22 protein-coding genes and 1 tRNA gene are annotated in these 23,289 nt (G+C 70.6%); 15 read left to right on the forward strand and 8 right to left on the reverse strand.

The features are described 5' to 3' along the window. Nucleotide 1 precedes the first annotated feature (1 nt). A complete protein-coding gene (locus tag ACERZO_RS06050) occupies nucleotides 2–907 on the forward strand; it encodes a hypothetical protein (RefSeq protein WP_372663104.1) in 906 nt (301 codons plus the stop codon). Between the two features lie 15 nt (nucleotides 908–922). On the opposite strand, the gene ACERZO_RS06055 is transcribed toward ACERZO_RS06050, so the two are convergent. After that, complete coding sequence (locus ACERZO_RS06055; protein ID WP_372663106.1) at nucleotides 923–2,824, reverse strand: DNA/RNA helicase domain-containing protein; 1,902 nt, start codon at nucleotides 2,822–2,824, stop codon at nucleotides 923–925. 293 nt (nucleotides 2,825–3,117) lie between these two features. On the opposite strand from ACERZO_RS06055, the gene ACERZO_RS06060 reads away from it, so the two are divergent. Continuing rightward, complete coding sequence (locus tag ACERZO_RS06060) at nucleotides 3,118–4,932, forward strand: DNA/RNA helicase domain-containing protein (RefSeq protein ID WP_372663108.1); 1,815 nt, start codon at nucleotides 3,118–3,120, stop codon at nucleotides 4,930–4,932. A 57-nt stretch (nucleotides 4,933–4,989) separates the two neighbouring features. Here ACERZO_RS06060 and ACERZO_RS06065 read toward each other — a convergent pair. Continuing rightward, nucleotides 4,990–5,065: transfer RNA gene (locus ACERZO_RS06065), tRNA-Arg, on the reverse strand. Nucleotides 5,066–5,141: 76 nt separating this feature from the next. On the opposite strand from ACERZO_RS06065, the gene ACERZO_RS06070 reads away from it, so the two are divergent. The 10 genes from ACERZO_RS06070 to ACERZO_RS06115 all read left to right on the forward strand — a co-directional run bounded on the left by ACERZO_RS06070 (nucleotide 5,142) and on the right by ACERZO_RS06115 (nucleotide 15,252). Further along, a complete protein-coding gene (locus ACERZO_RS06070) occupies nucleotides 5,142–7,304 on the forward strand; it encodes a hypothetical protein (protein WP_372663110.1) in 2,163 nt (720 codons plus the stop codon). A 35-nt stretch (nucleotides 7,305–7,339) separates the two neighbouring features. Next, nucleotides 7,340–7,642 (forward strand): hypothetical protein, encoded by a 303-nt coding sequence (locus ACERZO_RS06075; protein ID WP_372663112.1) that lies wholly within the window; start codon nucleotides 7,340–7,342, stop codon nucleotides 7,640–7,642. A 219-nt stretch (nucleotides 7,643–7,861) separates the two neighbouring features. Beyond that, the gene (locus ACERZO_RS06080; RefSeq protein ID WP_003087851.1) at nucleotides 7,862–8,515 is read left to right on the forward strand and encodes a response regulator; all 654 of its coding nucleotides are present in this window, start codon (nucleotides 7,862–7,864) and stop codon (nucleotides 8,513–8,515) included. Then, entirely contained in the window at nucleotides 8,516–9,124 is a 609-nt protein-coding gene (locus tag ACERZO_RS06085) for a trimeric intracellular cation channel family protein (RefSeq protein WP_372663115.1), read from the forward strand. It abuts the gene before it with no gap. 67 nt (nucleotides 9,125–9,191) lie between these two features. Next, on the forward strand, nucleotides 9,192–9,884 hold the full coding sequence (locus ACERZO_RS06090; RefSeq protein ID WP_125312437.1) for a response regulator transcription factor: 693 nt from the start codon (nucleotides 9,192–9,194) through the stop codon (nucleotides 9,882–9,884). Beyond that, nucleotides 9,881–11,299 (forward strand): sensor histidine kinase, encoded by a 1,419-nt coding sequence (locus ACERZO_RS06095; protein WP_372663118.1) that lies wholly within the window; start codon nucleotides 9,881–9,883, stop codon nucleotides 11,297–11,299. Before ACERZO_RS06090 ends, ACERZO_RS06095 begins: the two co-directional genes overlap by 4 nt. A gap of 48 nt (nucleotides 11,300–11,347) precedes the next feature. Next, entirely contained in the window at nucleotides 11,348–11,773 is a 426-nt protein-coding gene (locus ACERZO_RS06100; protein ID WP_372663120.1) for a hypothetical protein, read from the forward strand. Between the two features lie 96 nt (nucleotides 11,774–11,869). Beyond that, a complete protein-coding gene (locus ACERZO_RS06105; RefSeq protein WP_372663122.1) occupies nucleotides 11,870–12,670 on the forward strand; it encodes a DeoR/GlpR family DNA-binding transcription regulator in 801 nt (266 codons plus the stop codon). Then, the gene (gene galT / locus ACERZO_RS06110) at nucleotides 12,667–13,749 is read left to right on the forward strand and encodes a galactose-1-phosphate uridylyltransferase (RefSeq protein WP_372663124.1); all 1,083 of its coding nucleotides are present in this window, start codon (nucleotides 12,667–12,669) and stop codon (nucleotides 13,747–13,749) included. The genes ACERZO_RS06105 and galT overlap by 4 nt, the downstream gene beginning before the upstream one ends. Before the next feature lie 72 nt (nucleotides 13,750–13,821). Beyond that, nucleotides 13,822–15,252, forward strand: coding sequence for a trypsin-like peptidase domain-containing protein (locus ACERZO_RS06115; protein ID WP_372663126.1), 1,431 nt, complete (start codon nucleotides 13,822–13,824; stop codon nucleotides 15,250–15,252). 141 nt (nucleotides 15,253–15,393) lie between these two features. Here ACERZO_RS06115 and ACERZO_RS06120 read toward each other — a convergent pair whose 3' ends face one another. Genes ACERZO_RS06120 through ACERZO_RS06140 form a run of 5 tightly spaced genes read right to left on the reverse strand, consistent with a single transcriptional unit; the run spans nucleotide 15,394 to nucleotide 19,097 of the window. Continuing rightward, entirely contained in the window at nucleotides 15,394–16,035 is a 642-nt protein-coding gene (locus tag ACERZO_RS06120; protein WP_372663128.1) for a hypothetical protein, read from the reverse strand. Continuing rightward, nucleotides 16,032–17,150: a molybdopterin-dependent oxidoreductase gene (locus tag ACERZO_RS06125; RefSeq protein ID WP_372663130.1), complete on the reverse strand. Its 1,119-nt coding sequence runs from the start codon at nucleotides 17,148–17,150 to the stop codon at nucleotides 16,032–16,034. Before ACERZO_RS06125 ends, ACERZO_RS06120 begins: the two co-directional genes overlap by 4 nt. Then, nucleotides 17,147–17,776: a methyltransferase domain-containing protein gene (locus tag ACERZO_RS06130; RefSeq protein WP_372663132.1), complete on the reverse strand. Its 630-nt coding sequence runs from the start codon at nucleotides 17,774–17,776 to the stop codon at nucleotides 17,147–17,149. The genes ACERZO_RS06125 and ACERZO_RS06130 overlap by 4 nt, the downstream gene beginning before the upstream one ends. After that, the gene (locus tag ACERZO_RS06135; protein WP_372663134.1) at nucleotides 17,773–18,456 is read right to left on the reverse strand and encodes a TIGR04282 family arsenosugar biosynthesis glycosyltransferase; all 684 of its coding nucleotides are present in this window, start codon (nucleotides 18,454–18,456) and stop codon (nucleotides 17,773–17,775) included. Before ACERZO_RS06135 ends, ACERZO_RS06130 begins: the two co-directional genes overlap by 4 nt. Beyond that, nucleotides 18,453–19,097, reverse strand: a complete 645-nt coding sequence (locus tag ACERZO_RS06140; RefSeq protein WP_372664573.1) for a glycosyltransferase family 2 protein — start codon at nucleotides 19,095–19,097, stop codon at nucleotides 18,453–18,455. Before ACERZO_RS06140 ends, ACERZO_RS06135 begins: the two co-directional genes overlap by 4 nt. 159 nt (nucleotides 19,098–19,256) lie before the next feature. Between ACERZO_RS06140 and ACERZO_RS06145 the strand changes: the two genes are divergently transcribed. The 3 genes from ACERZO_RS06145 to ACERZO_RS06155 are packed head-to-tail and all read left to right on the forward strand — an operon-like array spanning nucleotide 19,257 to nucleotide 22,445. After that, nucleotides 19,257–20,684 carry a hypothetical protein gene (locus ACERZO_RS06145; RefSeq protein WP_372663136.1) on the forward strand — a complete coding sequence of 476 codons (1,428 nt, stop codon included), beginning with the start codon at nucleotides 19,257–19,259 and terminating at the stop codon, nucleotides 20,682–20,684. A 10-nt stretch (nucleotides 20,685–20,694) separates the two neighbouring features. Continuing rightward, entirely contained in the window at nucleotides 20,695–21,399 is a 705-nt protein-coding gene (locus ACERZO_RS06150) for a response regulator transcription factor (protein WP_372663138.1), read from the forward strand. Beyond that, nucleotides 21,396–22,445 carry a sensor histidine kinase gene (locus ACERZO_RS06155; RefSeq protein ID WP_372663140.1) on the forward strand — a complete coding sequence of 350 codons (1,050 nt, stop codon included), beginning with the start codon at nucleotides 21,396–21,398 and terminating at the stop codon, nucleotides 22,443–22,445. Before ACERZO_RS06150 ends, ACERZO_RS06155 begins: the two co-directional genes overlap by 4 nt. Here the strand turns inward: ACERZO_RS06155 and ACERZO_RS06160 are convergent. Continuing rightward, nucleotides 22,442–23,272, reverse strand: coding sequence for an MBL fold metallo-hydrolase (locus ACERZO_RS06160; RefSeq protein ID WP_372663142.1), 831 nt, complete (start codon nucleotides 23,270–23,272; stop codon nucleotides 22,442–22,444). The two genes, ACERZO_RS06155 and ACERZO_RS06160, sit on opposite strands and share 4 nt — an antisense overlap. Nucleotides 23,273–23,289: the final 17 nt, after the last annotated feature.

The following is a 23,289-nucleotide window of genomic DNA, read 5'->3' on the forward strand; positions in this document are numbered from 1 at the left end:
AGTGGAGCGCGCTGAGCTGGTCCAGGAGCTGAAGACGCTGCGCAAGGGCCGAGGGCTGGCGGGCCGTCTCGACGGCCGCGTGGGGCCCTATTTGCGTTCGGCCTGCGCGATCGCGTCGGACGACGGCCAGGTGGCGATCAGGGAGAAGGTGTCGGGCCGTCTGTCCGAACTGGCCGCCCAGCTACCGGACGACCTCCGCTTGGCGGCGCTGGCGGCCTTCGCGATTTCCGCGGAGGCCCGCCAGCCGCTGTACCAGGACAGGGTCCGGTGGGCGGCTTCTCGAGTGGACCGGGATCCGCGGACCGTCCGCCGTCGAGTGGACGAGGCGATCGTGCTGCTGGCGGAGCTGGCATCGGCGTCTTCTTCTGACCCGGTCGTCTCGTCATCCGACCGCTGGCACACGGCATCGTTGTCGATCGCTTGCGTGGTGGACGAGCTTTTGGTGTTGGAGCGGCGTCGGATCGTCGCGGATCAGGAGGGTCTCGAGTTTCTGGACCTGGCGGTATCCCTCCCCGCCGGCCAGCCTGCGGTGACTGTCCTCTACGGCGGTTCGTTGGTCGATCGCGGGATGGAGACGTCCTCGCGCTGGGGATACGGGCTGGAGCTGCCTCGGCCGTTGTCCCGGGGCGAGTCGTGTGAGGTGGCACTGCTGTTCCGCCCCCAATCGCTGCGGCCGTACATGGTGACGGTGCCGCGGCAGCCTTGTGACTCGTTCGACCTGCGGGTTCGCTTTGGTTCCGCTCCACCTCCTCCGGAGGTTTTTGTTCTGGAGAGAGCGTTCCAGAGGGACGTGTCGGATCCGGCGTACCAGGGACGTCCGGAGCAAGTGGACTCGTCGGGGGAGGTCCACTTGTTCTTCCGCGGCCTCATGCCGGGCTTGGCCTACGGAGCCCGCTGGGGCACGTAATCCAAGCCAGCGGGGTCAGCTGGTCATTTCCTCAAGAAAGGCTTGCGTCTCCGGGTCCTCGGAGAACACCGCGGTACCGCGCATACCCCTGGTGAGGAGCACTTTGTAGGTGTTCTTGATCAAGGCGGAGAAGTGCAGCTGATCCGCCTTGCGCACTGCTGGGTCCTTCGACGCCGTGCGGTCCGGCTTCCAACGGCCGTCACGCCGGACGAGGTCGTTGCCGAAGATGACGCCAGACCAGTCATACTCGAATCCCTGGGCGGTGTAAATGCATCCGACCTGGCCGAAACCGCGTTCGTCGGTCGCCCAGTAGGCCGATCCCGGGACGCCGAAGACCGGCTTGGAACCCTCGGACTTCGCGTTCCACGGACGCTTCCAGCCGCCGATCACGACGTCGTCGACGAGGTAGCGTCCGTTTTCGCCATCCTTGGGGTTGCTCCAGGGCCAGCAGAAACCTGCGGCGAGACGTGCCGTGCCACCGTGTTGTGCTTCCTGGTGGAGTACCCAGGCTTCGAGGGCCTCCGGCGATGCGGCGCTCGCGAGCGTGATGCCCTCGTCGAGCGGGCCGGCGAGCTTGCTCCAAGCGATCGGCGGCTCAGGATTTCCACCGAGGCCGAGCAGCCGTGTCACCCAGCTGTCGTACGACGCGGAGCCGCCGCAGCGCAGCTGATCCTGTAGCCGCACTACTTCGACGGCGCAGCCCAGCGCTTCGGCGGCTGCGGTGATCTCTCGCAAGGAGCCCATTTCGCCCGGTCGTACCGTCTGGTGCTCGTCGAGCAGGAAGACCGGCACGTTCGCGACGGTGATGAGTTCGTTGACCTGGCGGTCGGCGCGTTCTCGTTGTTCCTTCCTGGTGTACTGGTTGACGCCCTTCTCGCGGATGCGATGAGCTTCGTCGCAGATCAGCACGTCCAGGACGCGAGGCTCGCATCCCACGTAGGTGTTGAAGTACTTGAACAGGCCTTTCGTACGGGTACTCCGGTGCCCGGCGTACTTGCGCATCGTCTCGGTGAACGACTTCGAGCCGGTGGCGTGTTCGACGGCGAGCCCGCGCCTGGCCAGCTCGCCGAGAAGGCTCAATGCGATGACGCTCTTCCCTGAGCCCGGACCACCTTCGACGATCACCACGGTGCGGGTCTGCGCTGCCCTGGATCGTTCGACGGCCTGCATGACCAGTTCGTACGCCACCTTCTGCTCGTCCAGCAGCACGAACTGTTCGCGGTCCTGGATTTCCGCGGCAGCGTGGGCGAGCAGTGGCTTGGTCGGCCGGTGGGCGAAGCCGAGGAACTCGTCGCCCGCGGCCCGGTTGGCTCTCGGTTCTGCGGCGGAGTCGAGCAGTGAGAGCAGGTGGTCGGCCAGCTTGGCCCTGTCGTCCATCGTGAACAACTGGCTGTGTGTGCTGACCGGATAACGTGTCAGCCCGACGACGTCCGTGCGCCGGGCATTGTGCAAATAGGCCACACCGTGAACCGCGCCCGGCCGGTCGACCAGCGCGGGTGTGTGATCGGTGAAGTACTGGCAATAGCCGCGCACCTGCTCAGCCGGGTGGAGGTGGTGCCCGGGCAGCCCGGCCACGTTGAGGACATCGGCAACGTGGATCTCGGCTTTCGACCATTGCTTGAGTTCGACGAACACGAAGCTGCTGTCGCCGGTGCGGGGGTGGGTTCCGCAAAGCACCACGTCGATCCGCTGCTTGCTGTGCGGAAGCTGGTGCTCCAGCAGTACTTCCACCTCCCCAAGCCCGGCGTCGACCAGGTCGCGGAGCAGAACCGGCAGGCTTTTGCGCCAGGAGTTGACCTCGCCGAGCCCGGCGCGGGTACCGAGGACGTAACCGGACTGCTCGCGGAGCCGGACGTGCAGGTGGCCGGCCTTCGCTTCGGTGAGAAGCGCGGTTGCCGTTCCGCGGATCAGAGCCACTTCGTTCCCCCAAAGACGCGCGTCATCGACGACGGTTTTGGGGGCAACGACGAGGGAGCCTCGGTGCCCGGCGGGCCGTGTCGACCACGGTAGTCGATTCGCCCCGGTCGGCTACGAATCGGTTGCCGACCAGGACCTCTGATTGCAACAGAGGGCGATGCTATAGCTTGAACGGGTTAATTCGAAAGTGTGACTTGGGGAGGTTGCGCTTGCTCTCGACGGCGGACTCCGCCCAGAACTTGCGGCGAGTCGATCGTGAGGTTCTTGTTCGTCAGCTGGCCAGGCAGACTGGGGTGCGCTACCTGCCAGGTGAGGACCGAGGCCAGCTGGGTGCCTGGCGCAACAGCCTGCCGGCCCTGTTCGACCTGCTTTGCACCGTCGGACTCGGGCACGTTCAGGTCCTGCTCGAACACCGGTTGCCGTACAGTCCCCGCAGGGTCGACGCCATGCTCTGCGGCGTGCATCCGGAGACCGGCCGACCGTCGTACGTGCTCGTCGAACTCAAGCAATGGTCGAAACCGACCATGGTCGCACGGGGCCTGGTGCGAGGCTTCGCGCAAAGCGGCCAGCCGGATCTTCACCCGGCCGAACAAGTCCGGCGGTACTGCCGCTACCTGCTGGACTTCACGCCGCAGCTGGCGCGCAATCCGGCGCAGGTGAAGGGGTTGGCGTACCTGCACAACGCCGAACGGTCGGCCGGCTGGAACCTGGACGATTTCCACTTCGACGATTTCGGGCAGTTGTACACGCGCGACCAGATGGGCGATCTGGTCGCGGACTTGACCGGATTGCTGGCCGATGACCCGCACAGTGCCGATGCCGCGCGAAGTGCCGCTCAGGCCCTCGTCGAGGCACCGCGTACGCCGGCGCGCACGTTGCTCAAGGCGGCTGCCGACGCGATCGCGGGCAGGGGGAGTTTCCTGCTGCTCGACGAGCAGAAGGTCGCCTACGACCGGGTGCTGAGCGCTGTGGAGCGAGCCGACCGTCCGGCTGGGCGCGACGATTGGCGGAAGACGGTAGTCATCGTTCGCGGTGGTCCCGGATCCGGCAAGAGCGCGATCGCGATAGCGCTCTTGAGTGCGCTGGCCGGTCGGCGGGAGAAAGTCCTGCACGCCACGGGTTCGCGCGCTTTCACCGAGACACTCTGGCGGGAAGTCGCCGGCGGTGACGAGCGGATCATGGACCTCTTCAAGTACTTCAACAACTTCGACCATAGCGCCGAAAACTCGTTGGACGTACTGATCTGCGACGAGGCGCACCGCATCCGCGACAACAACAATGTCCCCGCTCGCTGGCAGCACAAGATCCCACCCCAGGTCGCTCAGCTGATAGATGTGGCCAAGGTGCCAGTCTTCCTGCTCGACGAACACCAAGCGGTGCGGCCTGGTGAAGCCCACACCGTTCGGCGGATCGCCGAGGTGGCGGAGGCGAAGGGCTGCCTGGTCGAGAAGATCACGCTCGACGGTCAGTTCCGGTGCGGCGGCTCGTCCTACTACGACGACTGGGTCTTGCGGTTGCTCGGCGTCGCAAGCGGTGGCCCGGTCGTGTGGTCCGAGTTCGTCGCCGGGACGGACGACGAGTACGTCGTCGATTCCGTGAACTCCCCGGACGGCCTCGAGGCTTGGCTTAACCGCCAGGTGGACAACTTCTCCGGGACCGCCAGGATCGCTGCCGGCTACTGCTGGGAGTGGAAGAACCCACTTCGTGAGAATGGTGGCTACACGCCTGTCCGGGACGTCCGGATCGGGGGCTGGAGCCGGCCGTGGAACATCAGGCAGGGACATGAGGCTGAGGGATTCCCGTCCGCCTCGTATTGGGCGTCCGATCCCGACGGCTTCGGTCAGGTGGGCTGCATCTACACGGCCCAGGGCTTCGAATACGACTGGTCTGGCGTCATTTTCGGCGAGGACCTGGTGATCCGGAACGGACAGTGGCGGCCTCAACCAGGCAAGTCGTACGACGGGTCGGTGAACAGGACGGACCCGCAGACCTTCGGGCGGCTGGTGCGCAATACGTACAAGGTGTTGATGACGCGCGGCATGTCAGGCACGTGCTTGTACTCGGTCGACGAAGAGACCAATGAATTCCTGCACGAGTATTGCCGATAGCCACCTGGACGCGACCGCTCGCTCGGACGGCGACGCAGTCGCCTGCATTCACAGGTCTGGTGCCCCCGGCAGGATTCGAACCTGCGACACCCGCTTTAGGAGAGCGGTGCTCTATCCCCTGAGCTACGAGGGCCTGTGTATCCCGTACAGGCTACCCGACAGCCGGCGGACAGAGTGGTGGGGCTCGCGAGCGGGCTCCGGATCAGGCCATGAGCTTCTCGGTGCAGAGAGACGTGATCAGTGACAACTTGTCACTCAGTGTATCGCTGAGGCCGCAGGCGGGTTCGACCTCCTTGATGGTTGTCCGGCTCTCGGCACTACCGTCTTCGGCATTCCAAAGGACGGGAGCCGGAGTGCGGACCTACTACGACGAGGACGACTACGAGGGCTACGAGGCGGGGCAGGACCTGCTGGTCCGCCGCTTCACCGCCTGGGCGGCCACGCAGGGGTGCGAGATCGACCCGTACGCCGTCATCTCGGCGATCGAGTTCCGGCACACGTCGGTCGACGGGCGGCTCGCCTATTGGACCGCCGCTCTGGTTCGGGACTTCCTCCTCTCTTATGTGCCGCGCACGTTGTCGGCCACCGCTGATGACGCCGTGCTTGTGCCCGGGACGTTGCTCCGGTTCCTCCGGTACCTGCACGAGACCGGGCTGGCCGATCCGACGGGCGAGCCCTTCGCCGACCTCGAAGAGGCCGTTGCGAAGGCGACGGCCGAGTTTCCGGCCGCCATGGCTGACGAGCGCAACTTCGGTGTCGGCAAGTACTGGGTGATGACCGCCATGCGGAACGGGGTCGATCCCGCCGACTCCGATGCCATGAATGCCTTCCTCGCCGAGGTTCGCAAGGGGAAGTACCCATACGACGCCGAACTCGTTGCCGACCTTGCCGCCAGGCAGGTCATCGAACAGTCCGGACGGGCGCTTCCGCAACTACCGGTGTCGTTGCCGGCGGAGGCGGAGCTCGTGGACGCCGCGGAACGCTCCTCACTCGTGGTCAAGCTGCGGAAGTTCGTCGAATGGGTGGGTGACGGCCGGGCGCTGACCGGTACCGGCACCCTCAAACTGGCCGACGCCCGGGAGCTCGTGTCACTGCTGGATACCGGTGACCGGCTCGAATGGGAACTCGGTGGCGCGGTCCACCATGTCCGCAGCAGCGCCGATCTGCCGAACCTCGGCGCCCTCGTCGAAATCGCGAAGCGCGCGCGGATCGTGCGGGTGGTCAAGGGCAAGCTCGTTCGGGTGGCGAAAGCGGTGCCGCTGGTGAAGAACGCTCTCGCCTTGTGGGCTGCGGCGTTCGACACGCTCGCCGAGCGGGGCCTGCTGGTCAAGGAGCGTGGTTGGGCCCCCGGCTACGCCGTGCTGCTCGACGACTGTCTTGACCTCGTGCTGCCGGACGTGCTCAACACGGTGTACGGGATGCCCGAGCCGATACCCGTGGTGCGGCTCGCCGAAAGTTCCTGGCTGGCCTGCCTGGAAAGTGCTTACCTCGATCTCGACCCGTCGACCGAGGCGATGTGGCGGGACGGGTTCGCCGGCGAGTTCCGGCGGTTGCTCACCAAGCTGGCCGAATTCGGTGCGGTCGAGCTGACGACGGGACCGGCCGACCCGATGTACACCATGGACCTCGTGCCGGAGAACCCCGAGCTCCCGCCGGATGTCCAAGGCCGCCTGCGGGACGCTCTCGACGCGCCGTCGCTCGACCTGGTCGCCCTCACTCCGCTGGCGACCTGGGCGGTCCGGGAACGGCTGCTGCGAGAGGGCCGGTTCGCGCCGGTGGTGGGTGAGCTCGCCGCCGCCGCTCCCGCGGCCATGCTGGGCGTCGTCACGGAACATTTCAGTGAAGAGGCGGCCGTGGCCGAAATCGGCGGCTGGCTGGCCGCGCACGGTGGCCGCGAGGCCGGGCTGCCCTTGCTGCTGGACGCCGTCCGCGCGTGCCCGTTCCGCACGCGAGCATCCGTCATGCTCGGGATCCTCGTCGATTCCCTTTCCGACGGCGGTGCGGTGCTCGACGGTCTGCGCGCCGACCCGGACCTGGGTCCGATCGCGATTCAGCTGCTGGTCGAGCGCGGCGAACTGGCTCTCGAAGACTTGGATGCGCGCGAAGGTCTGCTTGGCATCACCGAGCAATTCCTCGCGCTGCTGGAGACGGCCGGGCCGGAAGGGACGGCAGCGACGTTGGCCGAGGTGCCCGCCGACGAACGCGCGCACCTCGCGGAAGCGATCTCCGCGTCAGGCCATCCGGACGAGGTGGGGCTCGCGGAGCTGGCCGAAGTGTTCGAGGAGGTCCGGTCCGTCCAAACCGCACATCCGCTCGGTGGTGTGACCCGGTCCCGGAAGAGCAAGGGGAAGAGCAAGAAGCGCCGACGCTGACCCGGGCGCGCGCCAGTGCCGGATAATGTGCTGCTGTGGGGACGAAGGACGAGCGTCGGGCGGCTCGTGAGGCTGTCGCCGCTTACCACGAAGCGCGGCTCGCCGAACTGGTTGCGCGCGTGGCCGAGGCGGTCGACCACCATCGGGCAGGCGAACTGGATGCCTTCGAGGTCGACGAGGTGATCCACCAGTACCACCGCGCCGCCCGAAAGCTGTGGACATTCTGCGAGCGATTCGGTTCGCACGCCGAGATCACCGCACACACCATTCAGCACATGGCCGACGAGGGCGAGTCCATCGACTGGTGGGAGCGTGGCGCGGCTCGCCGCCATGGGTGATCACTGAGGCGACCAGACTCTCGTCGTCACCCAGGTGAGTGGTTCTTACCCGCAGCCGACAGCGTGGATACACCCAGCCGGACAGCCCACCGCACCTGACCTGGACGGACCAGTGCCTCACCTGGTCGTGTCTGGTTTCGAACTGCTGAACAACAGTAGGTAACCTTCGTTAACGGGACGCGGGGAGCCGCCTCCTACTGGCTGTTGCGGAGGGCTTCGTTGATCAAGCTCATGTTCGCCGACGACGAGGAACTGGTGCGCTCGGGGTTGCGCGCGATGATGTCCGGGGCTCAGGACATCGAGATCGTGGGCGAGGCCTCCGATGGCAGATCCGCAGTGGAGGTCGCCCGGCGGTACCACCCCGATGTTGCCCTGCTCGACATCAAGATGCGGGCTCCTGACGACGGCATTCGCGCGCTCCGGGCCATCCTTGCCCTTCCCGATCCGCCCACCGTTGCCATGCTGACCACCTTCGACATCGACGAATACGTCAGCCTCGCTCTCCGGCTCGGTGCCAACGGCTTCCTCCTGAAGGACATCGATCCCGCCGCGCTGCTCCGGGCGGTCAGGGACCTCGCGCGCGGGGGTGCCGTCCTCGATCCCGGGGTCGCCGCGCGGATGGTTCAGTCCCACCGGGACGAACAACGCGCTGCTCAGCCCGCCCGGAAGCTGCTCGCCTCACTGTCCGAACGCGAACGGGAGGTCGTCGCGCTGATCGGGCAGGGATTGAGCAACGCCGAGATCGGCGGGCGCCTGCACCTCTCCGAAGCCACCGTCAAGGGGTACGTCTCCGCCGTGCTCTCGAAGATCGGCGCCGCCAACCGCGTGCAGGCCGCTCTGCTGGCCTATCGCGGGGGCCTGCTCGACCAGTAGATGCTGCTCACGGCGCTGGAGTTCCTCGGGCTCGTCGCCTTCGCGGCGTCCGGGGCGCTCGCCGCCGTGCGGGCTCGGCTCGACGTCTTCGGCGTCGTGGTCGTCGGGCTCACCACCGCGCTCGGCGGGGGTGTCATCCGGGACGTCCTGCTCGGCATCCACCCGCCCACGACGCTGCGAAACTGGCCCTACCTCGCCGTCTGCGCCGCGACCGCCCTCGTCGTCTTCGCCTTCCACCCGCAGGTCGCGCGGCTCCGGCGGGGCGTGCTGCTCGCCGACGCGCTCGGGCTCGGCGTCTTCGCGACCGCCGGGACGACCATCGCCCTGAACGCCGGCGCGACCGTCTACGCCGCGTGCCTGATCGGGATGACGACCGGCATCGGCGGCGGGGCCGTACGGGATCTGCTGCTCCGGGAAATCCCCCTCGTCCTGCGGAAAGAGATCTACGCGATGGCCGCGCTGGCCGGCTCGGTGCTCGTCGTCGTCGGTCACGTCGCGCGACTTCCGGAGGGACCGGTCACCGTCGCGGCGGCCGCAGTCGTCGTCGCCGTCCGGATGATTGCGCTCTGGCGGCACTGGAACGCGCCCGTCGCGCGGGCGCCGGAGTGAGGATTCTCTTTGTTAGTTCTGTGTGTGTTCTTAGGCGAGTCTCAGCACGCTGAGTAAGACTGACGCCATGCGCATCCTTGTGGTGGACGACGACCGCGCCGTCCGTGAGTCGCTCCGGCGGTCCCTGGAGTTCAACGGCTACCAGGTCGAGCTGGCCAGCGACGGTGCGCAGGCCCTGGAGGCGATCATCGCCGACCGGCCGGACGCGATGGTCCTCGACGTCATGATGCCCCGGCTCGACGGCCTCGAGGTGGCCCGCCGCCTGCGCAGCACCGGCGACGACCTGCCGATCCTCGTGCTCACCGCGCGCGACACCGTCTCCGACCGGGTGTCCGGGCTCGACGCCGGCGCCGACGACTACCTGCCGAAGCCGTTCGCGCTGGAGGAACTGCTCGCCCGGCTGCGGGCGCTGCTGCGCCGCGCCAGCCCGGACGCCCAGAACGGCCAGGCGTCCGAGATCCTGTCCTTCGCGGACCTGACGCTCGACCCCGGCACGCGCGAGGTCCGCCGCGGCGGCCGCGAGATCAGCCTGACCCGGACCGAGTTCGCACTGCTGGAACTGTTCCTCTCCTACCCGAAGCACGTCCTCACGCGGGGCCGGATCCTGGAGGAAGTATGGGGTTACGACTTCCCGACGTCGGGCAACGCGCTGGAGGTCTACGTCGGCTACTTGCGCCGCAAGACGGAGGCCGAGGGGGAGCCGAGGCTGATCCACACGGTGCGGGGGGTGGGGTACGTCCTGCGGGAAACCCCACCGTGATCGACGCCGGCGAGCCCGGTGATCCCCGCGGCACGCGCTGGGGGACGCGCCGGTTCTCGCTGCGCGGCCGGGTGACGCTGCTCGCCGCCGCATGCGTGGCCGGCGCCGTCGCGCTGGTGTCGATCGGCGCGTACATGGTCGTGCGCAGCAACCTCTACCAGCAGCTGGACGACGGCCTCATGGCACGCGCGCAGGCGGCCGTCGCGTCGCCGCAGGTGCAGACCGAGCTGCGGCAGGTGCCGGGGGCCTTCCTGGCCAGCGCCGACCTGCAGATCGGGCAGCTCAACGCCGCGCCCGACGTCGCACACGCCGTCATGACCTACCCCCTGTCGAGCTCGGCGCCGCCGTTCGACCAGCGCGAGCTGGCCGTCGCGAACGGCGACTCGCCGGAGTCGATGCGGACGGACTTCCGCACCGACAGCCGCGTGGTCGCGCTGCCGTCCGGGCACGGCGAGGCGATCGTGCTGGCCCAGTCGATGGGCCCGACCAAGCGGACGCTGAACGAGCTCGCGCTGGTGCTGTTCCTGATCGGCGGCGCCGGCATCCTGGTCGCCGCCGCGGCGGGCACCGCGGTCGCGCGGGCCGGCCTGCGCCCGGTCGACCGGCTGACGTCGGCCGCCGAGCGCGTCGCCAAGACCGGCGACCTGCGGCCCATCCCGGTCAGCGGCGACGACGAGCTCGCGCGCCTCACCACGACCTTCAACACGATGCTCGGCACGGTCGCGGACTCGCAGGAACGCCAGCGCCAGCTGGTCGCGGACGCCGGCCACGAGCTGCGGACGCCGTTGACGTCGCTGCGCACCAACCTCGAGCTGCTGCTCGCCGCGAGCAAGCCGGGCGCGCCGCCGCTGCCGGACGAGGACCGGATCGACATCGTGGCGGACATCAGCGGCCAGCTCGACGAGCTGACCCAGCTGATCGGCGACCTCGTCGAGCTCGCGCGCCAGGACGAGCCGCGCGAGCGCTTCGAACGCGTCGAGCTGCTGGACGTCGTCGAGCGCGCGCTGGACCGGGCGCGGCGGCGGGCGGGGGAGATCAACTTCGACGTCTCGCTGCAGCCGTGGGTGCTCACCGGCGACAACAGCTCGCTCGAGCGCGCGGTGCTGAACCTGTTGGACAACGCGGTGAAGTTCTCGCCGCCGGACGCGACCGTCTGGGTGCGGCTCTACCCGCTCGGCGACGGCACGGCCGTGGTCGAGGTGGCCGACGCCGGCCCGGGCATCGCCGAAGAGGACCTGCCCAAGGTGTTCGACCGGTTCTACCGCTCGTCGGAGGCGCGGACGCTGCCCGGCTCCGGGCTCGGCCTGGCGATCGTGAAGCACGCGGCCGAGCGGCACGGCGGAGCGGTGTACGCCTCGCAGGCGCCCGAGGGCGGCGCACTGATGACGATCCGGCTGCCGGGGGCGCCCGGCTGATCCGGGCGTTTTCGAGACGCCGCGGGCGGCATCGGCCAGGATCGGCGGATGTCCGCCCGCGAACTGATCCTGCGTTGCGTGGTCGCGGCGGCGAGCGGGCTGCTGGCGACGCTGGCCTTGTGGGCGCTTCCGGCGAAGGACCTGTGCGCCGGATCGGCGTGCTTCTTCGTCGCGCTCCTCGCCGTGCCGCTCATGGTGCTCGGTGCGGCGCTGCTCGCGTATGCGCTCATGGCGCTGGCGCGCGTCCGTCCGGCCTGGCCCGTCGCGCTCGGCGGGCCGTTCGTGGGCCTCTCGCTGCTCACCACCGTGCTCCACCCGTCGTCGTTCCCGGTCTTCGCCGCCGTGGTCGCCGGCTGCTACGCGCTCGCGGCGCTCGTCACGGCGGACGGACTGCCGAACCCGTGGCGGGTTGCGCTCGGGTCGCCGGTGGTGGTGTTGTTCGCGTGGGGCGTGGTGTGGCCGATCCTGCGGTGACCTGGTCATTCGAAGTTCACCCGCGCTGATCCTGCGAATCCGGTGTTGAATCGTGTAGGATTTTGTGTGGTTGGGGTGCGACGGACGGAGTGAGCGGTGCTGGCGCGTCAGCGACAGGCGGTGATCCTGGAAGAGGCACGCCGGACCGGGGCGGTCCGGGTCAGTGACCTCGTGACCAGGCTGGGCGTGTCCGACATGACGGTGCGCCGCGACCTCGACGTCCTCGCCGGGCGCGGGCTCGTCGAGAAGGTCTACGGCGGCGCCACCTCGATCGTCGGCAAGAGCACCGACGAACCCGGCTTCGAGGCGAAGTCCGTGCGCCAGCGCGCGCAGAAGGAGGCCATCGCCGAGCTCGCCGCGACGCTCGTCCGGCCCGGCACCGCGATCGGCATCTCCGCCGGTACCACCACCTGGACGCTCGCCCGCGCGCTCGACGCCATCCCCGGGCTCACCATCGTGACCAACTCGATCCAGGTCGCCGACGTGCTCCGCGGGTCGACGCAGCCGGACCGCACCGTCGTGCTCACCGGCGGGGTGCGGACGCCGTCGGACGCGCTGGTCGGCCCGGTCGCCGTGCACAGCCTGCGGTCGCTGCACCTCGACGTCGTCTTCCTCGGCGTGCACGGGATGGCCGACGGGCCGGGCTTCACCACGCCGAACCTGACCGAAAGCGAGACCGACCGCGCGCTGGTCGAGGCCGGGCGCAAGCTCGTCGTGCTCGCCGACCACACCAAGTGGGGCACCGTCGGGATCTCCACGATCGCCGACCTGGACGAGGCCGACGTCGTCGTCACCGATGACGGGATTCCCGACGAGGCCAAGGAAGTACTCGCCGAACGGGCGGGGGAACTCATGATCGCCGAGACGGCGGAGACGGACGAGGCCCAAGAAGCGTGAAGCGCACCGTACGACACCTGGCCGACGGCCGGGAGATCATCTACTTCGACCAGCCCGGCGCGCCCGACCGCGTCGCCGAGGACACCCGCGACCTGCCGCCGGTCGCGGCCGCGTCCGAAATCCGGCTGGACCCGCTGACCGGTGAGTGGGTCGCGATGGCCGCGCACCGGCAGACGCGGACCTACAAGCCGCCGGCCGACCTCTGCCCGTTGTGTCCGAGCAAGCCCGGAAAACCGAGCGAAATCCCCGAAAGCGACTACGACGTCGTCGTCTTCGAGAACCGCTTCCCGTCCTTCGCCGAGGACGTCATCGGCGAGCCGTCCACTGTGGACGGACTCGGGCTGGTGCCGGTGCGGCCCGGACGTGGCCGCTGCGAGGTCGTCTGCTTCACCAGCGACCACGAGGGCGCTTTCTCGCGGCTGAGCCCGAAGCAGGTGCGAGCCGTCGTCGACGCGTGGGCCGACCGCACGGCCGCGCTGTCCGAAGTGCCCGGTGTGGAACAGGTCTTCCCGTTCGAGAACCGCGGCGAGGAAATCGGCGTCACGCTGTCGCACCCGCACGGGCAGATCTACGGCTACCCGTTCGTCACGCCCAAGACCGAGCGGATGCTCGACGTCGCCCGCGCCTACCAGGCCGAACACGGCCGCCCGGTGCTCGGCGACGTGCTGGCCGCCGAGCGGAAGTCCGGTGCGCGCGTGGTGGCGTCCGGCGAGCACTGGACGGCGTACGTGCCGCCGGCGGCCCGCTGGCCGATCGAGGTCCACGTGGTGCCGCACCGGCAGGTCGCGGACATCCCCGCGCTCACCGACGCCGAGCGCGACGACTTCGCCGACGTCTACCTCGACGTGCTGCGCCGCTGCGACGCGCTGTACGACCGGCCACTGCCGTACATCGCGGCGTGGCACCAGGCGCCGGTGCGCCGGGACCGCGAGCTAGGCTGGCTCCACCTGGAACTGTTCTCTGTGTTGCGCGCCAAGGACAAGCTGAAGTACCTGGCGGGGTCCGAATCGGGCATGGCGGTGTGGGTCAACGACGCGACGCCGGAACAAATCGCGGAACGGCTCCGCGCGGCGGGCTGATCCGGCCATACTCATCTCCGATGCACAGGTTCGGCTCAGGAACCTCTCAGGACCATCGCGCAAGGTGAGGACATGACCGAGAACGACCCCAGCGCGCACGACCCCGCGGCGCCGCGGCACCCCGAGACCGGCCAGCAGGCGGTTCCGGGCGGTTGGGCGGGGAGCCCGTACGGTGACCAGGCCGCCACGCCAGAGTCCGGCGGCACGCCGCACTACTCGGCGCCGGAGCCGTCCTACCACGCGGTGACCGGGGCCGATCCCTCCTACGGGGCGCAGCAGACCGCAAACCCCTGGTCCGCGCAGGGGGCCGTACCGGGCCAGACCCAGCAGAGCGTCTACCCGAACCCGAACCCCTACACGCAGCCCGGTACGGCCGCCTACGGCACGCCGCCGGCGCCGCCCGCGCAGCCGAAGCGGTCCGGCGGCAAGCTGCTCGCCGGCGTCGCGCTGGTCGCGCTGCTGGTCGGCGGTATCGCGGGCGGAACGGTCGGGTACTTCACCGGCGGGACGTCCGGGCCGGTCGGCAACGCGCTCGACGCGCCGAAGCCGGCGCAGCAGACCGGCAACGCGCCCGCCGGCTCGGTCGAGGCGGTCGCGCAGAAGCTGTCGCCCAGCGTCGTCGAGCTGCAGGTGAGCGGGCAGCAGGGGGCCGGTGAAGGCTCCGGGTTCGTCATCAGCACCGACGGCTACATCCTGACCAACAACCACGTCGTCGAGGTCGCCGCGAACGGCGGCCAGATCCAGGCCGTGTTCCAGGACGGCAAGAAGGCCGCCGCCAAGGTCGTCGGCCGCGACCCGACGACCGACATCGCGGTCGTCAAGGTCGACGGCGTCAGCAACCTGACCCCGGTGGAGATCGGCCGGTCCGACGACCTGCGCGTCGGCCAGTCGGTGGTCGCCATCGGCTCGCCGTTCGAGCTGGCCGGCACGGTCACCTCGGGCATCGTCAGCTCGCTGCACCGGCCGGTGCGCGCGGGCGGTGGCCAGGGCGGCCAGGAGACGGTGATGGACGCCGTCCAGACCGACGCGGCGATCAACCCGGGCAACTCGGGCGGCCCGCTGGCGAACATGTCCGGCCAGGTCATCGGCATCAACTCGGCGATCTACAGCCCGCAGTCGGCGTCCGGCGGCCAGGGGCAGGGCGGCTCGGAGAGCGGCAACGTCGGCATCGGGTTCGCGATCCCGATCGACCAGGCCCGCCGCACTGCGGACACGATCATCAAGACCGGCCAGGCGGTGCAGACCTACATCGGCGCCCAGGTCACGGACGCCCCGCAGGGCGGCGCGAAGCTCGGCGCCATCACGCCGGGCAGCCCGGCGGAGAAGGCCGGCCTCAAGTCCGGCGACGTCGTGACGAAGATCGACGACCGCAACATCGACACGTCGGACACACTGGTCGCGGCGATCCGCACCCGCGCCCCGGACGAGAAGGCGACGTTCACGCTTTCCGACGGCCGCACGGTCGAGGTGACGCTCGGCGGCCAGCCCGTCCCGGCCAACTGATCCCTTCCAGACGCTCGGCCGCCCTGGTGCGGCCGAGACCAAACATCGGCTCGACCCCCGCATCTCGGGGCCGGACCCCCAAGGCCACGCGCGACCCAGGCATTCCATGCCGGTCGCGCGTGGCCGCATTTGTAGGTGGGGTCAGGCGGTGGGAGGGTCGGTTGGCTTGCCGGTCGGGTCGGTCGGCGTGCGGGGAGGGGTTTGGCGCGAACCGGGCGGGTCGACGGGCGGCTCAGCCGGCGCGCCGAGAGCGGCGGGGCCGGTGCTGGATGGCTCGGCCGGCGTGCCGGGCGGGTCGCTTGGCGCGCCAGGAGGAGCGGCCGGCGTAACGTTCGTGTCGGTTCGCGTGTCCGGTGTGGCACCTCGAGTACTCGCGGGAACGACACGGCGGACCAGCGGGACAGCCAGTGCTACCAGCCAGACCGCGGCCAGCGTCAGAGCCAACCCCAGGCCTGGGTTGCCGTCGTGCAGGCCTGGCATCGGCGGCGTTCCGTACGGGCGCCAGAGCAGCGGGAACGCCACGATCAGCAGCACCCCCGTGATGACCGTCCCCGTGACCACCGGGACCCGCCACGGCCGCGGGACGACCCGGGCCAGGATGATGCCGAGCACCGCCGTCAGCGGGGCGACCACACCGTCGTTGACCAGCGGGCCGCCGACGATCCAGCCCACGGTGCCGAACACGTCCGGGCGCAGCGGGAACGCGTATTCGACGAACAGCACCACACCCCACGCCAGCGCCGCGAGGCCCGGCAGGACGAGCAGCGTGCGAGCGGTTTTCACAGCGCCTCCAGCTTCGTTACCCACTTCGTCTGCAGCACGCCGGGACGGTTCGGGGCGATGATCCGGCACGGGAAGCCGTGGTCGAGGTCGAGGACCTCGCCGTTCAGCTCCAAGGCGAGCAACGTCAGCTCGTCCGACGTGTGCTCGCCGGGCAGGACGCTCACCCCGTACAGCCCGGAACGCTCCGAAGAGGACACTCGCACCGCTGTGCCCGGCGCCACGCCGACGGCTTTCAGCAGCGCCGGCAGGGAAACGCCGCGCCAGGTCGCCGACTGGCTCCAGCCCTCCACGCACGCGATCGGCAGCTCGGCCGTCGTCTGCGGGAGCGCGCGCAGCTCGTCGAGTGAGAACTTCTTCGTCCCGGCCGGAGTCACCACCGAGAGCCGCCACGACGCCGACCACGTGACGCCCGCGGCCGCCGCTGTGCGGTTCACCGGGAGACCTTGCGTGCCCTTGCTCGTCTTCCAGGCGAGGCCGGAAACGCCGCGCAGGAACGGGACCGTCGCGCCGGCCGTGGCGACGACCGCGACGCCCGTCGCAAGCCCGGTGGTGCGGAGGAATCCGCGGCGGGACAGGCCGGCGGCCGATGGCTCGTCCTCGGGGGCGCCGCGGGTCAGCGCCCGGCGGATGATCGGCAGCTTCACCGCCACGTGCACCAGGATCGAGCCGATCGCCAGCCACGCCACCGCGTAGTGCACCTGCGGGAAGTAGAAGCCCCACGGGTAGTTCTGCGCGACGTTCAGCAATCCCGTCGTCAGCTCGAAGAACGCCGCGCCCGAGAGCACCAGGATCGACAGGCGCTCCAGCGCGTGCGGCAGCGAGCGGACGAGCGGTCGGCCGAACAGCTTCGGGTAGACGCTCCACAGCTTCGCCAGCAGCAGCGGGATCGACGCGACGCCGGAGATCACGTGCAGCCCCTGCGTGACGCGGTAGAGCCCGACCGGGCGGCTGGGCCAGAAGAACCACGCCGGCGGGTGCTGGATCAGGTGGCTGATCAAGCCGGTCACGAAACAGGTCGTGAACGTGACGGCGAGCGCCAAGCCGATCTTCGACGTCACGCGCTCGTCGTGCGCCGGCGCCTTGAACTGTTCTTCACTGGGAATCGGCAGCTTCACGACCGCTCCAATCGCGTGAACCAGCGGTGGCCGTGCCGGGTGGTCCAGCCGACGCGCAACCCGGCGCGCGCGGCGACTTCGGCGATCGCGTCCACGCCGACCCACGCCCAGGTGAACCAGGCGACCTCGGCGTGCCCCGGCCGCAGCCGGACGCGCTCGCGCCGCAGTCCGCGTCCGGGCGGCTCCAGCTCGACGAGCACGTCACCGTCGGCCGCGATCAGCTGGGCCGCGCGGCGCAGCAGGACGACCGGGTCGCCGCCGATGCCGATGTTGCCGTCGGCGAGCAGGGCGTGCCGCCACCGGCCTTCGCCGGGCACGCGGTCGAAGACGTTGCGGTGCAACGCACTCCCGCCGCGCCGCCGCGTCAGCCGGACGGCTGTGCGCGAGCTGTCCACGCCCAGCGCGACGACCCCGCGGCCGGCCAGGGCGGCGGTGAGCCGACCGGGACCGCAGCCGATGTCGAGGGTCGGGCCGCCGCAGGCGTCGAGCAGCACCTCGTCGCCGTCGGACGGCGCGGTCCAGCGCTCGACCGGCAGCTCAACCCGCTCGCCGTTCGCCAGTTCGAGCCAGCACCGGTGGCCGAGCAGACCGCGGTCGAACTCGTTGCCGAGAAGCGCCGTCTTCATGCGACCGCCTGCCCGCGCACCGCCGCGACGGCACGGGCGAACCGGCCGTCCGGGCACATCGCCGCCACCGTCCGAGCGTCCGTCATTGTGTCCACATCGGACAGTTCGGCCGCCCGCCGCGGCCGCAAGCCACACGCGGTGAGCGCGCGCATCGTGCGTTCGCCGGTGTCTTCGCGGGACATCGGGACGCCCGCGAGCACCTGTGCGTGCCGCGGCTCGGCGAGTCCCAGCGCCCACCAGCCACCGTCGACGGCCGGGCCGAGCACCGAGTCGTGCCCGCCGTCCACGACCGGCGCGGCCGCCTCGGCGAGGGACGCCGGCGTGACCTGCGGCGTGTCCATGCCGATCTGGAGGATCGGCAGGCCCGAGTGCACCGCGGCCGCGTCGGCGTGGGCGTGGGCCAAGCGGGCCCCGAAGTCCCAGCCGCGCTGGGGAATCGTGGTGACGTGCCGCAGCGCCGCCCCGATTTCGGGGGCCAGCGCGGCGGCGCCGAGGTCGCCGGTCATCGCGACGACCGGCGCGGCGCCGGGGACCGCGCACACGGCGTCGAGCGTGTCCAGCAACGCGGCCGCGGCGATCCGCGCGGCCTGCGCCGGGGTCGCCGGCGGAGACAGCCGGGTCTTGGCGAGCCCCGGCACCGGCGCCTTGGCCACGACCAGCAGAACGAACTTCGCCGTCATCGCGCCAGCACCCGCCCGAAGTCGCGGACCGCGCGCAGCGTGCCCCGCACCGACCCGGAGACCTTCGACTTCGTTCCCTTGGCGCGTTCGCCGTAGCGGACGTCGAACTCGCGCACCCGCCACCCGGCGCGCTGAGCCTTGACCAGCAGCTCGAGCGGGTAGCCGAACGCGCGGTCCGTGATGCCCAGGCCGAGCAGCGCCCGCCGGTCCGCGGCTCGCAGGGGCGCGATGTCCCGCACCGGCAGTCCGCGGTGGCGCAGGAGCCGTGCCAGCACGAAGTTGCCGGCGCGCGCGTGCCACGGCCACACGCCGGGCCCGGTCGGCACCCGCCGTCCGACGGCCAGGTCGGCGCCGCCCTCGACCGCGGTCACCAGCCGCGGCAGGTCGCGCAGGTCCAGGGACTCGTCGGCGTCGGCGAAGCACACGATGTCCGCGGTGGCGGCTTCCAGGCCCGTGTGCACAGCCGCGCCGTAACCGCGGCGCGGCTCGTGGACGACCTTCGCACCGAGGGAGGCCGCCACTTCGGGCGAGCCGTCGGCCGAACCGTTGTCGACCACGATCGCGCGGTAGCCCGGCGGCAGCCCGGCCAGCACGCCGGGGAGGGCGCCCGCTTCGTCGAGGCAAGGGAGGACCACGTCCACTCCTGAGTCAGTCACGGCGCCGACCGTAAGTCCGGGATGGACCGTGGAAAACCCTTGCGCTCCTTACTGAATCATGACGAGTGACGAGTTCTTACCGCGTCGTTACGGCTGCCCCGGCCGGCCCGCCGAACGCCGCTCGCGGGCTTATGGTGGACAGCGATGAGCGAGCCGAACCCGGCAGCCCGGCTCGCCGAGCCGCCTGCCCGCGAACCCGAAAACCCGGCACCCGATCGGCCCGGACGCCGCGCCACCCGGGCCGATCTCCTCTCTGTCGCGGCGGCCGTGCTGCTCGTCGCCGCGGCCGCCGCGGTCGGCACCTACTACAACCGGCCGCACTCCGGCGTGGTCATCTTCGTGTCGGCGCCTCCGCTGTTCGCGGACTGGCTGCCGCACGTCGGCCCGGGCTCGGTGTTCGCCGTCCTCATCGCCGCCGCGGTCGTGCTGCACGGGCCGGCGCTGGCCGCCCGCCTCCCGTGGCGCCGGGCGCTCGCCGTCGGCTACCTGGCCTCGCTCGCCTGGATCTTCTCGCTGGCCATGGTCGACGGCTGGGCCCGCGGGTTCGCCGGGCACCTGACCATTCCGCAGGAGTACCTCCACGAGGTCCCCGGTATCACCGACATCCCGCGGATGCTGCGCGAGTTCTCCTCCCGCATCCTCGACTTCCAGCCGAATTCGTGGACGACGCACGTGTCCGGGCACCCACCGGGCGCGACGCTCGTCTTCGTCTGGCTGGACCGGCTCGGCCTGCACGGCGGCGCCTGGGCCGCGACGGCCGTCGTGCTCGTCGGCAGCCTGGTCGCGGTGGCCGTGCCCGCGACGGTCGCCCTGCTCGGCCGGCCCGACGCGGCTCGCGTGGTCCTGCCCTTCGCCATCCTGACCCCCGGCGCGGTGTGGATCGGTGTGTCGGCGGACGGCCTGTTCGCCGGGACGACCGCCACCGGGCTGGCGCTGCTCGCGTTGTCCGCGCGCGGGTTCGCCGACGGTCGCCGGTACGCCGGGCCGGCCGGGCTGGCGGCCGGCGTGCTGCTCGGCTTCGGGATCTTCCTGTCGTACGGCCTCGTGCTGCTCGGCCTGCTCGCGGTGGCCGTGGCCGTCCTCGGCCGGCAGTGGCGAGCCGCCGTCCTGGCCGTCGCGGCTGCGCTGGCCGTCGTGGGCGTCTTCGCCTGGGCCGGGTTCTGGTGGCTCGACGGCTACCACCTGGTCGTCGAGCGCTACTACCAGGGCGTCGCGCTGGTGCGGCCCTATTCGTACTGGGTGTGGGCGGACCTGGCCGCGGTGACCGTCGCCCTCGGTCCCGCGGTGATAGCCGCGCTCCGGCGTGGCCTCGCCGACGCCTTCTTGCCCAGCCCGCGTCGAGCCCTGCTCGCCGATCCGGTGCTGCTCCTGGGCCTCGCCGCCCTGCTCACCATCGTGCTCGCCGACGTCTCGGGCCTGTCGAAGGCCGAGACCGAACGGATCTGGCTACCGTTCGGGGTGTGGTTGCTGCCGCTGACGGCCCTGCTGCCGCGGCCCGGACGCCGGTGGTGGCTCGCCGCCCAGGCGGCGACGGCCCTGGCGGCCAACCACCTGTTGCTGACCGGCTGGTGAGGGAGACGTGATGAACGACGATCAGGCCGGGCGCGTGCTCGTGGTCGACGACGACGAGACGGTCCGCGACGTCGTCCGCCGCTACCTCGAGGTCGCCGGCTTCACCGTCGACCAGGCCGGCGACGGCGCCGACGGGCTGGCCAAGTTCGCCGCCCACGAGCCGGACCTGGTCGTCCTCGACGTCATGATGCCGGGGATCAACGGGCTCGAGGTCTGCAAGCGGCTGCGCCAGGTCAGCCAGGTACCGATCGTCATGCTCACCGCCCTCGGTGAGGAGGAGAACCGGATCGCCGGGCTCCAGCTCGGCGCCGACGACTACGTCACGAAACCCTTCAGCCCCAAGGAACTCGCCCTCCGCGTCGCGTCGGTGCTGCGCCGCGCGCGGATGCCGCGTCCGCAACCGGCCGCCGCCGAGCTGGTGGACGGCGACCTGCGCCTGCAGATGACCGCGCGCACCGCGACGCTCGCCGGCCGCGAACTGCCGTTGACGAGCCGGGAGTTCGACCTGCTGGCGTTCTTCCTCGCCCACCCCGGCGTCGCCTACTCGCGCGCGGACCTGCTCGAGAAGGTGTGGGGCTGGGACTTCGGCGATCAGTCCACTGTGACCGTCCACGTGCGACGGTTGCGCGAGAAGATCGAGCGCGACCCGGCCAAACCGACGAGGGTGGCGACGGTGTGGGGAGTCGGCTACCGCTACGACCGGGAGCAGCCGTGATCGAACCGGGTGAATCCGTTGCGGAGACGCTGACGCACCTATGGCACATCCTGCCGCTGGCGTTGCTCTTCTCCTTGCCGATCGCCGCGCTCGGCGGGGTGGTGCTCTACCTCCTGCGCCGGGGTTCCTTGGCCACCACGCTCACGGTGCTGGTGCTGATCCCGGTGCTGTCCACGCTGGTCGGCGTCCTGGGCGTCAGCGGGTTCATGTTCACCCCGGCGCTGACCACGATGCTGCTGGTCTGCCTGCTCGTCGCCGTCGTCACGGTGCCGGCGGCGATCATCCTCGGCCGGGCCATCGCGCGCCGCAGTGTGTGGGAACGGGAGGCGCGCGACCGCGAGCGCGCGGCCGAGGCGTCGCGGCGCGAACTGGTCGCCTGGATCAGCCACGACCTGCGCAGCCCCCTGGCCGGCATCCAGGCGATGGCCGAGGCGCTGGCCGACGGCGTGGTGTCCGAACGCGACGAGGTCGCCGACTACGCCCAGCGGATCAGCGGCGAGACCACCCGGCTGTCCGCGATGGTCGGCGACCTGTTCGAACTCTCGCGGATCACCGCCGGCGCCCTCGAGCTCACGATGTCCGCGGTGCCGCTGCGAGACGTCGTCAGCGACGCCGTCGCCGCCCAGTCGCCGGTCGCCGAGCGGAAGCGCGTGCGGGTGCTCGCCAACGCGTCGACCTGGCCGGTCGTCACCGGGAGCGACCCGGAACTGGCCCGGATCGTGCGGAACCTGGTGTCCAACGCGATCCGCCACACCCCGCCGGACGGGACGGTCGCGGTGCAGATCGGCGTCGACGGCGACGAGGCCCTCCTCGCCGTCGACGACTCCTGCGGCGGCATCCCGGACGACGAGATCACCCGCGTGTTCGACGTCGCCTTCCGCGGGACGCAGGCCCGGACGCCCGAGCGCGGCGGGACGACCAGCGGCGGCGGGCTCGGCCTGGCCATCACCAAGGGGCTCGTGGAGGCGCACCGCGGGAAGATCGGCGTCCACAACCACGGGCCCGGGTGCCGGTTCGAGGTCCGGTTGCCGCTGGCGATGTCCTAGACGGCGCGAGGTGTGCGGTCCGGACCGAGCCGCAGGAACTCCATCCCGGGGAAGTGGGCGGCCGCGATCACCGTGTTCGTGCCCGCGATCTCGGCCAGCCAGCGCTGCCGGGTGCGGGCCGCCTCGTCCGGGTCGAAGTCGCCGATGAACCGGACCCGGTCGTCACGCAGCTGCACGGGCGTGTGGATGACGTCGCCGAGCAGGACCAGGCGCTCGTCGTCCGCCTCGACGTCCAGCACGTAGTGGCCGGGGGTGTGGCCCGGCGTGTGCCGCGCGGTGATGCCCGGGGCCAGCGCGACGGCGTCGCCGTGGATCGCCTCGACGCTGCCGGCCGCCCGCACCGCCTCCAGGCCGACGCGGCTCCAGTCGTCGTGGGGCAGCCCGCCGATCAGCGGCTCCCAGTCCGCGGCGCCGTGGACGATCCGCGCCCGCTTGAAGGCCGGCGTGCCTTCGGGTGCCAGCCAGCCCACGTGGTCGGAGTGCAGGTGCGTGACGAAGACGGTGTCGACGTCTTCGGGTCGCACGCCCGCCTCATCCAAGGCTGTCAGGAGGTCGCCTCCCACCCCCATCGGTCCCGGGTCGCCGCCCGCCGGGGCCATGCCGTCCGGGTAACCCATCTCCCGCGGGCCGAACCCGGCGTCGACCAGGATCGTCCGGCCCTGGCCGCGGACGAGGAACCCGCCGACGGGCACGTGCACCGTGCCGTCGGGATCGAGGACTCCGGGGTGCTCGGCCGGGTCGAGGCCGGGGAAGAACGGGGTCGGGAGCCGGACGAGCCCGTCGGTCAGTGCCTCGATCGCGTAGCCGCCCACCGTGATCCGCTGCATGACCGTGCCAAGTTCGA

It is taken from the genome of Amycolatopsis kentuckyensis (assembly GCF_041679295.1).
Lineage (GTDB): Bacteria > Actinomycetota > Actinomycetes > Mycobacteriales > Pseudonocardiaceae > Amycolatopsis > Amycolatopsis kentuckyensis_A.